The sequence below is a fragment of the Curtobacterium sp. VKM Ac-1376 genome (genome assembly GCF_015351025.1).
Classification (GTDB): domain Bacteria; phylum Actinomycetota; class Actinomycetes; order Actinomycetales; family Microbacteriaceae; genus Curtobacterium.
In genome coordinates, this window is record NZ_JADKRV010000027.1 from 16,846 (window position 1) to 28,789 (window position 11,944).

An 11,944-nucleotide genomic window follows, 5' to 3' on the forward strand; every position below is an offset into this window, starting at 1 on the left:
CACGCGCGCACGACGGAAAGGCGTCCACATGGCGGACACCATCCTCGAGATGCGGGACATCACGAAGACGTTCCCCGGCGTCAAGGCCCTGCAGGGCGTCACGATCGAGGTCGAGCGTGGCCAGGTCCACGCGATCTGCGGCGAGAACGGCGCGGGCAAGTCGACCCTGATGAAGGTGCTGTCGGGTGTCTACCCGGCCGGCTCCTTCGACGGCGAGATCCTGCTCGACGGCGAACCCGTGCGGTTCGCGAACATCAACGACTCCGAGGCTGCGGGCGTCGTCATCATCCACCAGGAGCTGGCGCTCAGCCCCTTCCTGTCGATCGCCGAGAATATCTTTCTCGGCAACGAGCAGTCCAGGGGCGGCTTCATCGACTGGAACAAGACGAACCTGACGGCCGCCGAGCTGCTGGGGCGCGTCGGCCTGAAGGACAACCCCGTCACCAAGGTCGTCGACCTCGGTGTCGGCAAGCAGCAGCTGGTCGAGATCGCGAAGGCGCTCTCGAAGGAGGTCAAGCTCCTCATCCTCGACGAGCCGACCGCCGCACTGAACGACGACGACTCCGCGCACCTGCTCGAGCTCATCCGCTCGCTGCAGGCCGAGGGCATGACGGCGATCATCATCAGCCACAAGCTCAACGAGATCAAGGCGATCGCGGACAAGGTCACGATCATCCGCGACGGCAAGACCATCGAGACGCTCGACATGCGGGCCGACGACGTGTCCGAGGACCGGATCATCCGCGGGATGGTCGGCCGTGACCTGTCGAACCGGTACCCCGAGCGCGAGAACCCCGTCATCGGCGAGGAGCTCCTGCGCATCGAGGACTGGACCGTCCGCCACCAGCTCGACTCGTCACGCGAGATCATCCATCAGGCCAACCTGAACGTCCGTGCCGGCGAGGTCGTCGGCATCGCCGGGCTGATGGGCGCCGGCCGCACCGAACTCGCGATGAGCGTCTTCGGCCAGTCCTACGGCACCGGCATCAGCGGCACCGTGTACAAGCGCGGCACCCCGATCAAGACGCACACCGTCTCGCAGGCGATCGACAACGGCATCGCCTACGTCACCGAGGACCGCAAGCGCTACGGCCTGAACCTGATCGACGACATCAAGCGGAACATCTCCGGGTCGGCGCTCGGCAAGCTCGCGAACTGGGGCTTCGTGAACGCCTCGGAGGAGACCACGGTCGCGAGCCAGTTCCTCAAGAGCCTCAACATCAAGGCGCCGAACGTCGACGTCGCGACGGGGAAGCTCTCCGGCGGGAACCAGCAGAAGGTCGTCCTGTCGAAGTGGATGTACGCCGATCCCGACGTGCTCATCCTCGACGAGCCCACCCGCGGCATCGACGTCGGCGCGAAGTACGAGATCTACACGATCATCAACCAGCTCGCCGACCAGGGGAAGGCGGTCATCGTGATCTCCTCCGAACTCCCCGAACTGCTCGGCATCTGCGACCGCATCTACACGCTCTCCGAGGGCACCATCACGGCCGACGTCCCGCGCTCCGAGGCGACGCCGGAGGTCCTCATGCAGTACATGACCCAGGAACGGGAGACCCCTGTCAATGAACGCGCTTAAGTCCGCCGTCGGCTACCTCACCGGGCAGCTCCGACAGATCGGCCTGTTCATCGCGCTGATCGTCATCGTCATCTTCTTCCAGGTGACTACGAACGGCATCACGCTGGCCCCGATCAACGTCTCGAACCTGATCGTCCAGAACAGCTACATCCTCATCCTGGCCATCGGCATGGTCATGGTGATCATCGCCGGGCACATCGACCTGTCGGTCGGGTCGGTGGTTGCCTTCACCGGTGCGATGGCCGGCGTGATGATCACGCAGTGGAACATCCCGTGGCCGATCGCGGTCGTGCTCTGCCTGGTGGTCGGTGCGCTCGTCGGCGCCTGGCAGGGCTTCTGGATCGCCTACTTCGGGATCCCGGCGTTCATCGTGACGCTGGCGGGCATGCTCGCCTTCCGCGGCGCGGCCCAGATCGTCCTGCAGAACCAGCAGATCTCGCCGTTCCCGACCGGGTTCCGGTCGCTCGGCTCCGGCTTCCTGCCGTCCTTCGGCACCACCGGGTACGAGCCGCTCACGATGATCCTCGGCTTCGCCGCCGCGACCGTCATGATGATCGCGGCGTTCCGCGGTCGCATGACGCGTCGCAAGTACCGCCTGGAGAGCGAGCCCTTCGCCTGGTTCATCGTCAAGACGGCGTTCGGTGCGGTGCTCGTGATCTACGTGGCACTCCTGCTCGCCAGCTACAACGGCACCCCGATCGTGCTCGTCGTGCTCGGCGCACTCGTGGTGATCTACTCGGTCGTCATGCGGAGCGCGGTGTTCGGTCGGCACATCTACGCGATCGGTGGCAACGCCCTGGCCGCGCAGCTGTCGGGTGTGAAGACGAAGCGCGTGACCTTCCTGCTCTTCGTCAACATGGGCGTCATCTCGGCGCTGGCGGGCGTGGTCTTCACCGGCCAGCTCAACCTGGCGGCACCCGGCGCGGGCAACGGCTTCGAGCTCGACGCCATCGCCGCCGTCTTCATCGGTGGTGCCGCCGTCACCGGTGGCATCGGCACCGTGCCGGGAGCCATCGTCGGTGGTCTCATCATCGGCCTGCTGAACAACGGCATGTCGATCCTCGGTGTCGGTACCGAGTTCCAGTCCCTGATCAAGGGCCTGGTGCTGCTCGCCGCCGTCGCGTTCGACGTGTTCAACAAGCGCCGGGCGGCGTCCGCGCGCAAGTAGGGCGCAGCGTCACCTTCGCCAAAGCGACAGATGTGCGCGGAACATCCGCGCACTTCTGTCGCTTTGGCGGTTCAGCGGGACAGGACAGCCCACCCCGCGGCCGGGAGGCGCAGGGTCCCGTCCCCGAGATCCGCTCCGCCCGCCTCCACCTGCGTCGCATCAGCCGTGGGTACCTCGACGGGGTCGTCCGCCAGGTTCAGGGCGGTCACCACGGCGGCGTCCGCGGTCGCGGTCCGCAGCACCACGGCGGTGTTGGTCAGGTGCACGACGTCGGTGTGCGCCCGGTGCAGCCAGGGGTTCCGGCGGCGCAGGGCGATGAGCGCCTCGTACGCGTGGGTCAGCGCCGTGGGTTCCGGCGCCTGGTCCGGGAACTCCGGTCGGACCGCGTCGTCGCCGCCCTCGCGTTCCTCCTTCACCCCGGTCAAGCCGTACTCGTCGCCGGCGTAGACAACCGGGGTCCCCGCCACCGTGAACAGCACTGCGGCCGTGTGCCCGGCGAACCGCTCCCCCACCGCGCTCACGATCCGGGTGACGTCGTGGTTGCCGACGAACGTCGTCGGGGCGAAGGTGGCCAGCAGGGCGTCGTGCCGCTCGATCGCGTGCGCGAGCTCGTGGCCGTTGCGGTCCGCGATGCCGTGCCAGATCCCCTGCCACAGCTCGTACTGGGTCAGCGAGTCCATCGTCGAGTCGCGCGCGATCGCCGCCGCGTCGCCGTGGATCACCTCGCCGCTGAACCAGGCGTCCGGGAACCGCTCCCGCACCCGCGGCAGCACCCGCGCCCAGAACGCCGGCGGCACCGCGTACGCCGCGTCCAGTCGCCAGCCGTCCACCCCGCGGTCCAGCCAGTGCGTCATCACTTCCACCACGAGGTCCTCGGTGGCGCGGCTGTCGTGGTCCAACGCCACGAGGATGTCGTGCCCCTCGAACAGTCCGACGGGGACGTCCTGCCCGGACTCCCACCCGGACCAGTCGATCGCGAACAGGTCGGCGGTCGCTGCCTCCGGCCCCTGCTCGGCCAACGCCCGGAAAGCCGGGTGCGCACGGCCCACGTGGTTGAAGACGCCGTCGAGCACGACGCGGACGCCCTTCTCCTTCGCAGCTGCGACGAGTTCGTCGAGGTCGGCATCGTCGCCCAGGCGCGGGTCGATCCGGAAGTGGTCGGTCGTGTCGTACCCGTGGGTCGAGCTCGCGAACACCGGACCGAGCAGCAGCCCGTTCAGGCCGAGGTCGACGACGTGGTCGAGCCACCCGGTGTGCACCACCCCGGAGCAGCACACGGCTCGGCACTTCTACGACCGCCCCGCCGTCGAGTTGACGCCGGAGGAAGATGCCGAGCGCGCCGCGGAAGCAGAAGCAGCGGAAGCCCGCCGCCAGCGGGATGACCGTCTGCGGGACGACTGGACCGCCGCGCGCGAGGTCCGCCGGACCTGGCTCGCTGGACTCGTCGACTCGAAGACGCTCCCGAAGGACGCCGCACGGTGGACCGCGGCGACGCTGCTGACGCCGATGCGGGACTACTACGGCCAGCGCATCAACGCGACGGACCTCCTCGGTGTCCCCGAGGACGCCGACGCGGCCGAGTGGGCGCGGAAGCGTCCCGGGAAGGCCGGACACGTGGCGTTCGCGTTCGCCCTGGCCGAGGTCGAGTCGGGCTTCGGCCGGTACGGGTGGAGCATGCCCGCCGCTGGCACCGTCCCGTACCTCAACCAGCTGGTCGCGTGGGGCTACACGCTCTCCCACGTCGAGCAGATCGTCACCGGCGCAGCCTCCGCCGCCGACGAGGACCCCGCCGCAGTCGAGGCCACGGAGGCCTTGGATGACAGCGAGAACACCAATCAGGACGCCGAAGCGGACGCGGCTGCCGAGTAGGTGAACCGGCGTGGGGGTCGCAGCCAGCGGCCCCCACGCCCACCCGGCACCGGTTCGTGTCCCATCACGGCCCGCAGCTGTCCCATCGGGCCGTCCTGGTGTCCGTGGGCTGCGCGACGGCTCCGCCCCCTCGAAACACCCCGGCGCTGCTCGACGGAGCTCGCACCGCGACGACACCGCAGAGCGGCGCCGCGATCAAGAGCGCTCAGGCGGAGGCGAGGCCCCCGTGGTCGACGTCGTCTTTCGCCGTGAAGGTGCAGGCCCTAAACGCTCACCCCACCGGATTGCTCCAGCCCCATAGCAAACTCCTCTGAAACGCAAGCGGTCGTCGGCCGGAACCACGAGTTGTGTATGCCTGGGTCGGCACTTGTTTTCGCCGCTGATGCGACGGCCGAGGGCCCTCTTCTTCCGCATGGTGGCGGTGCTGTGGCGCGTTATCGCGTGCGGAGCGTGTGGCGGGGATACTGGCCGAAGCGTTTGGTGTACTCGGCAGAGAAGCGTCCCAAGTGGCCGAAGCCCCAGTATCGGGCGACCTGGGCGACGGTGGTCATGCCGGGTTCAGGGGCTTGCAGTTCCGCGTGAACCTCGTCGAGGCGAATGTCGCGGAGGTACGTCAGCGGGCTCCGGCCGAGAGTCCTCTTGAATCGCTCCTGCAGGGTTCGGATGCTGATGCCGGCTGCCGCAGCGACGTCCGCGACGGTGACTTGTTCACGTGCGTGGTTGCGTAGGTAATCAAGCGCGGCTTGCAACGGGGCATCGATCTGGCTGCCGGGGGCGGCAGGGCTTGGCTCCTCACGCAGCGGGTAGAGCGCGAGGAGCGCCCGTGCCACGTCGCGCTTCGCCTCCTGCCATGCTGCTGATGTCGGACCGTCCGCGCGGAACGCCGCGACCGCCTTGGTCACACTGGCCCGCCACTGCATCGTGGTGGCCTCGTCCGCTGCAATGCCGGGGTGGGGGATCAGGGAGATGTTCCCTGCTCGCTGGTCAGGGGCAACGTCGCGCAGGAGGTCCTCGTTTACGTGGACGAGGCGCTGGTCGACGTTCTCGTACTCGATGTGGAACCGTCGGCCGGCCGGGAACAGCGTCGGCGCCGAACCGAGCTGCACGGGTGCCTCATCGTCGTCGGCATCCATCCGTGCTTGACCGCGGGTGATCCACTGCACGATGGTCTCTCGGCCGGTGGCGATGTCGCCTCGGAGGTAGCCGTCCATCCGCAGTCGGCGCATGCTGAGTTCGTCATCACCGATGCTGACGTACTTGAACCAGAAGGGTCCGGTCGCGGGGCGGCAGTGCAACTGGCTGGCTGCGTAGAAGGTGTCAAATGCTGCGATTGCGTCGTCGATGCTGCGTCCGGAGAGGGATATCTGCGGGGTTGGCTGCTGCTTGCGCGACGCCTCGGTCATGGTTGGGGCTTGTCGGTCAGGGCGGAGGGAGCGGGAACTTGCGTGGTATCGATCGCGATGACCACGCGACGGTCGACGACGTCACGCGCTGCGTCGGCGATCCGGGTCTGGTGTGAACGGGCGTAGGAGCGGAGCAGCGTGAACGCCGTGTCCAGGTCGATCTGGTGCGTGTGGGACAGGAAGCCCTTGGCTTGTTCGATCACGATGCGACTCTCGAGTGCATGCTCAAGCTGGTTCTGCACGAGGTCAGCGTGTTCGTCGGTGCGGTGCTGCAGAGTGCTGATCGTTGCAACATCGGTGAGTGCGCGCACGGCGATCGCGTCCTCGGTGTTCAGGGTTCCTGCCGTCTCGCGGAACAGGTTCATCGAACCGAGGGTCGTGTCGCGCAGGCGCAGCGGGACGGAGTGCACGGAGGCGTAGCCGAGCTGCTCTGATGCATCCGCGAAGCGGGGCCACCGGTGTCGCATCTCGGCGGGGTTCTCGACTGACACCGTCTGCCCGGTCGTGAACGCTTCGACGCATGGCCCCTCGCCGGTCTCGAGTTGCATGAGACCGATGAAGCTGCTGCGTTCACTCGTGGACGCGATGACCTCGAGTTCCTGCCACTGGTTGGTCAGCAGGATGCCGGCCGCGGAGGCGTGGAACAGGTCGGTGGCGTTGTCGACTAGGGACTGCAGAAGGTCGACGAGGTCGTAGTCGGTGACGAGCGTGTCGGTGAGCGTGACGAACGTCTCGACGAGTTGCTGTTCTCTGGTTCGGGCCATGGCTGCTTCCTTCCCTAGGGGGCAGAGTCGTTGCGGTGGGTGAAGTCCATCGTGTGGGTTAGCACGTCGTTCGCGAGGGCGCGAACAGCACGGCCATCGGCGAAGGCGTACGCGCGCAGCAGCAGTAGCGCGTCATCGGCGCCGACGCCGGACTGTGCGGCGAGCATGCCCGATGCTTGGTAGACCTCCCGGCGGGAGTACCGTCCGCCACTCTCGTTCGCTGGTGCACCGGCGTCAGGGCTGGCGCGGGCGAGCGCCCGCTGCAGCACCTGCCGGGAGACGGCTTCGGTGAGTGCGGCCGCGTCGCGAACCACAGCCGGGGTGAGGGGCATCGGGCGACGGTCGTACAGGTTCACGGCGCCCATGCGGAAGATGCCCAAACGCATCGGAAACGCGAACACTGCGCCGGCGCCTGCCTCGTGCAGCGCCATCATCGCTACCGGCCACTGGGACGCGTCCCCCGCCCACGTCGGGCTGCAACACCGGCAACCCCGTTCGGGTCGCTTCCCAGGAGGGTCCCTCGCCGAGGTCCAGTTGGATCTCATCGAATCGGGCGGCCATCGGGTCGCTGGCACAGACTGTCTCGGATCCGAACACGCTGCCGAGGGTGGAGATCGCGACATGAACGACAGGCAGCGCGGACAGGAACGGGGAACACAGGTCATCGTCTTCGCCCGCACCATGCAAGGCGGCGGCTGCGGCGAGAAACACGTCCCTGCTCATGAGCTGCGCCAGGTCGGGCTGCAGGTCGCCGCAGCGTGGCGGTGGAACTCCATGGTTGCTCTCTCCTGATAGCAGTGCAGGCGAGGTCCGGGCGAGCAGCGTCTCAACCACGCTACCGTGAGCACTCGCAAACGGCACGGGCTGAACAACCACCCCGACCACAGGCGACGCACCGTCGGACTTACGAGATCGCAGCGCGTGCGGTCTACATGCCGATCATCGAGGCGGGCCAGAAGGTGGAATTCTTCAGCCGGCAGGTCCTCACCTCCCGCAATTTCCACGGTGGCCGGTGGGTGGAGTACTTCATGGGCGGGCTGAACTACCAGGTGGAGCACCACCTGTTCCCGAACATGGCCCGCCCGGACCTCCGCGCGGCCCGCTTGGTCGTCCGGCAGTTCTGCGCCGACCACGACGTGCCCTACGCCGAGACTTCCCTGATCCGCTCTTACGCCATCGTGGTGCAGTACCTGAACCGCGTCGGTCTCGCCGCACGCGACCCGTTCGCCTGCCTCATGGTGCAGCAGTACCGCGTCCACTAGGCGGACGCCTGCCATCCCGCGTCGCGCACCGCCCGATAGCCGCCGAGCACGGTCTCCATGCACACGCATCGTTCATCGGGCAAAATGTCCCTGCTGCGAAAGGTCACTTGCGTAAACCGTTCACGTCGTGAAACAGTCTTGGCATTCCCTCGGACGGGGGGTGGCCCTGACTCGGGGGTCGATCGCTGAACGACGAAAGGGACCCCTCGTGCGTAGCACCTACCAGAGCTTCCCCCAGAGCGGGCGCGTCACCGGAACCCACCGGCGGTTCGGGCTCACCGACCCCGCTATCGTGGACGCGTACGTGAACCAGCGCGTCAACGACCCCTCGCTGCTGTCCGGGTTGAGCGGGCCGTCGTACGCGGACTTCTTCGCCGCGCCGGCTCAGTAAGATTCGGTTCACTCGACCGGGAGGGATCACTGCACTGTGCCTTTGACTGTTGTTCGCCGCGAACACATGCACCTGTATGCGCGGGAGCCGCGCTCAAAGTCGGCGAAGAATGCCACCGACGCGATCCTCCGCCTGCAGCACGCGGAAGAGCAGCGCCTCGAGCAGGCGCGCATCGAGAGTGGCCTGTCGAAGAACGAGTTCCAGGCCGTCCGGTACATGTTGCAAGCGCATCGGGATGGTCGGGCGATGGGGCCGAAGGACCTCGCGGTGATGTTGAACGTGTCGAACGCGTCGGTGACGAAGATCGTCGACGGGCTCGTCACGAAGGGCGACTTCACGCGCACCCCGCACCCGACCGACCGCCGGGCGCAGGTCCTTGAACCGACCGTGCAGGCGGCGAAGAAGATCGACGACGCGTACACGAGGTATCACCAGGTCGTCGTTGAGGTGATCGATCACCTCTCGCGTGAGGACAACGAGGTGCTCACCCGGTGCCTGACCCAGATCACTGACGCGCTGATCGCCGCCGGAGCGCCTGAACCGGCGGATGAGTACACCGTCATCGACGAATCCGACGACCACGTCATTGAAGCGGCCAGCTGAACGCTGCCGTGAGGATCTGCGCGATCCACCCGCCACGTTGGCCATCTCGTTCGCCGCTACGCGCGGCGCCGACCTGAGGATCACCCATTCCGTGAGCCCATGTGGGGGGGGAGCAGCAGCCGGATCAGGTGGGCGGGTTAGTCGGCGTCGGTGAGGTCGGAGCGGGTGTCGGCGTGGATGACTTCGCTGTGTCCGAACGTTGCCGCGGCCGCGCGGAGCCGTGCGACGAATTCCTGGTCCTCGACTTCGAGTTCGTCTTCCTCGGCGTCCTCGACCACGATCTCGCTCGATGGGCCGATGAGGACTTTCGTGGTCGTCATTGTGCCGTCGTGCGCTACCGCTGGGATCGCGATGGTGTCGGCACGGTCGCCGCCGGCGAGGGCGGCGGCGTACTCGATGACGGCATCGGCGACGTCGTCGCTGGTGAGGATCGTGCTGCTGTCGTACTGAATGTGCATCATCAGATGTTCCTTCCAGTCCATGAAACTGATCACGGCTGCGTGCGCGGTGCGTTGCTCCGCTCCGCGCAACATGACCAGCCGTCGGGTCGGGCTACCAGACGGGCTGCGTGCGGGAGCGCAACCAGCGGGCGTGGGCTTCAACCTGGCTCCGCGCAGATTCCAGAGAGCTGTGGCTTCCCGTGACGATGTTGTCAGCGCTGTGTGCGGAGTATTGGTCCGTTCGCGTGACATCGCCGAGGAGGGTACCGTCGGAGCGGGACGCCGACCAGGAGTCGGCGGATACTGCGGTCCAGACAAGATCGCTTGATGTGGGAAGTGGCGACGGCATACAGGGCTCCCTGTCGGGACGAAGGCGGCGACCCCGAGAACGGGCATCGTCGTGATGCTACGCCTGGCGGTTCGGTGCCTCACATGCGGGCCGTGACCGGCTGGGCCAGCGCCGCGCGCCGGAGGGATTTGGGTTACCAGCCGCGGGCGATCTGCTTGGTTCGGCGGGTGAGTTCACCGAACTCGTCCCGGTACGCGCCGGCGAACCGTCCGAGGTGTGCGAATCCTGCTTCACGCGCAATTTCCGCGATGCTGGCGTCGGAATCGGACTGCAGCTGCTCTCGCGCTAGGAGCAGTCGAATGCGTCGGAGGTAGGCCAGCGGTGTGATGCCGTGATGTCGGTTGAATGCAGCCTGGAGGCCGCGGACGCTCAACCCGGCCGCGTCGGCGATGTCGGCGACGGTGATCTGCTCAGTCGCGTGCTCGAGTAGGAACGTCTCGGCCCGCGCGAACCGCGCACTCGCAGCGGTCTGCGGGCCGGGCTGACCGAGGGGCCAGTGCGGGATCGCCGTCAGGAGGCCACCAGCAGCGAACCGGGTCAGTTCCCGTTCTCGATCCTCTGACACTTCCTCGGGCCCGCCGAGCACTTCCGCGGCGACCGCTCTGACCATCAACCAGAACGCCGCCAGCGTCGGTCCCTCGGGAACGTGCCGAGGCTGGAACTCCAACGGTCCTGGCGTCCAATCCCCACGCTCCGCTGCGACCCGCTCAACGGTCGCTCGGTCGATGCGGAGGACATCCTTCTGGAACGACTCGAACCGGACCGGTTGCGGCTCGTTCCGGTAGAGCACCGGCCGGCCGATCGGGACGCGGTGCCCATCCACGGTGCCTCGCCCGGACTTCAACCACACCAGCACCATCGCACTGTCCGGCTCGATCGTGCCCCTGACCACGCCAGTGCACGAGGTGGTCTCCAGCGACAACAGCCGGGTACCACGCACCCGTTCCTCGAACGAGAACACCGCACCATCCGGGTCCACGTCGACGCCATGTGTCACATGGGTACGCGCGATTGCATCCGCAGCCACTGCGGGGTCAGTGCTCTGGGTCACCCGTTGAGTGCGGCGCTCGGTCACCGTCTGATGATGCGGCTAACTCGACCCTATCCACAATACGTCGAACTAACTTCCGAAAACGGATATGCGCGTCGGGCTGGTCGTAACCGCGCACGCGCCGTGTCGCTACCCTCGATCAGGGAGTACGGGAACCACGGGCAGTCACAGGGAGATCAGCCATGAGCACCTACACCAGCGACGACAACGTCGAACCGGCACGCGTCACCACCTTCAAGCGCGCGCGGAAGCAGTGGCGGCGCGAGGGCGTGGCCAGCTTCTCCGGCAACGGCAGCGACTTCTTCCGCGACGATGCTCCGGAGCGTGTACGCCGCTAGCAGCGCCGACGTTCAGTCGGATCCTGCCGAGGCGGGCCGCGCGAGGGGCAGTTGGGCGTCAGATGAGGTGCTGATGCCGGTGCTCTTCGCCGGTGGGAGTGGTGACGTCGTAGTGCACGGTGAGGGGCTGCTGCCAGTCGCCGTAGTAGTCGCCCATTCGTACAGGACGCTGTCGGGGACCACATCGTGCTCGGCAGCGAGTGCTCGTTCCGCGAGAGCGATAAGGCGTGGGCGGTCCGGGTCCATGCTGCTACCTCGATCGCTGGCGTCTTGAGCGGAAGCGTGAACAGCTGCCCTGAAACCCACTGATTGCAAAACGTTCCATGACGGTACCCCCCAGCCGCCTATTCGAGTGGTCACCGCGGCTCTGCTCACGAGGACGGCGGCCTGAACGTTCAGGTGCTGCACCCCCTACGGCGATGCCATGGAAGCCATGAGGGAACGAGTGTGAGGGCGCGGATCTCGGTGGAACGACTGCGGGCGTCGTTGTGGTTCTGGCCGATGGTGTCGGAGCTTGGGGCGCTGGCGTTGACTCTGTCCCTGCTGCCCGTTCGCTTGCCGGTCGGGCAGCCTTCCTGGGGGTGGCCGGGCGACGCGGACGGCGACCGGACCACGTCCGTATGACGCCAGCTCGGTCCCGTATCGGAGAGAATCGGAGGGTGGATGAGGCAGTGGTGGAGCGGACGCGGTTGGTTGCGCGGATGGGTGAGGTTGCAGGGGCGCG

General features: G+C 67.1%; 13 protein-coding genes and 1 pseudogene. 8 read left to right on the top strand and 6 right to left on the bottom strand.

Features of this window, described 5'->3' with window-relative positions; translation table 11 throughout:
• Positions 1–28 precede the first annotated feature (28 nt).
• Both mmsA and mmsB read left to right on the top strand, forming a co-directional pair.
• On the top strand, positions 29–1,582 hold the full coding sequence (gene mmsA / locus ITJ56_RS17340; protein WP_194631883.1) for a multiple monosaccharide ABC transporter ATP-binding protein: 1,554 nt from the start codon (positions 29–31) through the stop codon (positions 1,580–1,582).
• Positions 1,569–2,750, top strand: a complete 1,182-nt coding sequence (mmsB, locus tag ITJ56_RS17345) for a multiple monosaccharide ABC transporter permease (RefSeq protein WP_194631884.1) — start codon at positions 1,569–1,571, stop codon at positions 2,748–2,750. Before mmsA ends, mmsB begins: the two co-directional genes overlap by 14 nt.
• Positions 2,751–2,821: 71 nt before the next feature.
• On the opposite strand, the gene ITJ56_RS17350 is transcribed toward mmsB, so the two are convergent.
• Entirely contained in the window at positions 2,822–4,012 is a 1,191-nt protein-coding gene (locus ITJ56_RS17350) for an alpha-amylase family glycosyl hydrolase (protein WP_323749857.1), read from the bottom strand.
• Here ITJ56_RS17350 and ITJ56_RS17355 point away from each other — a divergent pair.
• Positions 4,002–4,619, top strand: a complete 618-nt coding sequence (locus tag ITJ56_RS17355; RefSeq protein ID WP_194631885.1) for a hypothetical protein — start codon at positions 4,002–4,004, stop codon at positions 4,617–4,619. The genes ITJ56_RS17350 and ITJ56_RS17355 overlap by 11 nt on opposite strands.
• Before the next feature lie 434 nt (positions 4,620–5,053).
• Here ITJ56_RS17355 and ITJ56_RS18590 read toward each other — a convergent pair whose 3' ends face one another.
• The 3 genes from ITJ56_RS18590 to ITJ56_RS18595 are packed head-to-tail and all read right to left on the bottom strand — an operon-like array spanning position 5,054 to position 7,220.
• Positions 5,054–6,022: an AraC family transcriptional regulator gene (locus ITJ56_RS18590; RefSeq protein WP_228518146.1), complete on the bottom strand. Its 969-nt coding sequence runs from the start codon at positions 6,020–6,022 to the stop codon at positions 5,054–5,056.
• Positions 6,019–6,786: an ANTAR domain-containing protein gene (locus ITJ56_RS17365; RefSeq protein ID WP_194631886.1), complete on the bottom strand. Its 768-nt coding sequence runs from the start codon at positions 6,784–6,786 to the stop codon at positions 6,019–6,021. The genes ITJ56_RS18590 and ITJ56_RS17365 overlap by 4 nt, the downstream gene beginning before the upstream one ends.
• Before the next feature lie 14 nt (positions 6,787–6,800).
• Positions 6,801–7,220 (bottom strand): ANTAR domain-containing protein, encoded by a 420-nt coding sequence (locus ITJ56_RS18595; protein WP_228518147.1) that lies wholly within the window; start codon positions 7,218–7,220, stop codon positions 6,801–6,803.
• A gap of 187 nt (positions 7,221–7,407) precedes the next feature.
• On the opposite strand from ITJ56_RS18595, the gene ITJ56_RS18600 reads away from it, so the two are divergent.
• The 4 genes and pseudogenes from ITJ56_RS18600 (at position 7,408) to ITJ56_RS17385 (ending at position 9,042) form a co-directional block, all read left to right on the top strand.
• Complete coding sequence (locus ITJ56_RS18600; protein WP_228518148.1) at positions 7,408–7,578, top strand: hypothetical protein; 171 nt, start codon at positions 7,408–7,410, stop codon at positions 7,576–7,578.
• 140 nt (positions 7,579–7,718) lie between these two features.
• Positions 7,719–8,048, top strand: a pseudogene (locus tag ITJ56_RS17375) (fatty acid desaturase family protein); the annotation flags it as partial.
• A gap of 208 nt (positions 8,049–8,256) precedes the next feature.
• On the top strand, positions 8,257–8,439 hold the full coding sequence (locus tag ITJ56_RS17380) for a hypothetical protein (protein ID WP_194631888.1): 183 nt from the start codon (positions 8,257–8,259) through the stop codon (positions 8,437–8,439).
• A gap of 66 nt (positions 8,440–8,505) precedes the next feature.
• A complete protein-coding gene (locus ITJ56_RS17385; protein WP_194631889.1) occupies positions 8,506–9,042 on the top strand; it encodes a MarR family winged helix-turn-helix transcriptional regulator in 537 nt (178 codons plus the stop codon).
• 137 nt (positions 9,043–9,179) lie between these two features.
• Here ITJ56_RS17385 and ITJ56_RS17390 read toward each other — a convergent pair whose 3' ends face one another.
• Positions 9,180–9,503 (bottom strand): hypothetical protein, encoded by a 324-nt coding sequence (locus tag ITJ56_RS17390; RefSeq protein ID WP_194631890.1) that lies wholly within the window; start codon positions 9,501–9,503, stop codon positions 9,180–9,182.
• A gap of 461 nt (positions 9,504–9,964) precedes the next feature.
• Positions 9,965–10,396, bottom strand: a complete 432-nt coding sequence (locus ITJ56_RS18605) for an AraC family transcriptional regulator (RefSeq protein WP_323749858.1) — start codon at positions 10,394–10,396, stop codon at positions 9,965–9,967.
• A gap of 668 nt (positions 10,397–11,064) precedes the next feature.
• Between ITJ56_RS18605 and ITJ56_RS17400 the strand changes: the two genes are divergently transcribed.
• Positions 11,065–11,220, top strand: coding sequence for a hypothetical protein (locus tag ITJ56_RS17400; RefSeq protein ID WP_194631892.1), 156 nt, complete (start codon positions 11,065–11,067; stop codon positions 11,218–11,220).
• The last annotated feature ends 724 nt before the right edge of the window (positions 11,221–11,944 follow it).

Coding starts and splice junctions, on each gene's coding strand:
- mmsA (WP_194631883.1), top strand. CDS start 29: ATGGCGGACACCATCCTCGAGATGCGGGACATCACGAAGACGTTCCCC.
- mmsB (WP_194631884.1), top strand. CDS start 1,569: ATGAACGCGCTTAAGTCCGCCGTCGGCTACCTCACCGGGCAGCTCCGA.
- ITJ56_RS18590 (WP_228518146.1), bottom strand. CDS start 6,022: ATGACCGAGGCGTCGCGCAAGCAGCAGCCAACCCCGCAGATATCCCTC.
- ITJ56_RS17365 (WP_194631886.1), bottom strand. CDS start 6,786: ATGGCCCGAACCAGAGAACAGCAACTCGTCGAGACGTTCGTCACGCTC.
- ITJ56_RS18595 (WP_228518147.1), bottom strand. CDS start 7,220: ATGATGGCGCTGCACGAGGCAGGCGCCGGCGCAGTGTTCGCGTTTCCG.
- ITJ56_RS18600 (WP_228518148.1), top strand. CDS start 7,408: ATGAACGACAGGCAGCGCGGACAGGAACGGGGAACACAGGTCATCGTC.
- ITJ56_RS17385 (WP_194631889.1), top strand. CDS start 8,506: ATGCACCTGTATGCGCGGGAGCCGCGCTCAAAGTCGGCGAAGAATGCC.
- ITJ56_RS17390 (WP_194631890.1), bottom strand. CDS start 9,503: ATGATGCACATTCAGTACGACAGCAGCACGATCCTCACCAGCGACGAC.
- ITJ56_RS17400 (WP_194631892.1), top strand. CDS start 11,065: ATGAGCACCTACACCAGCGACGACAACGTCGAACCGGCACGCGTCACC.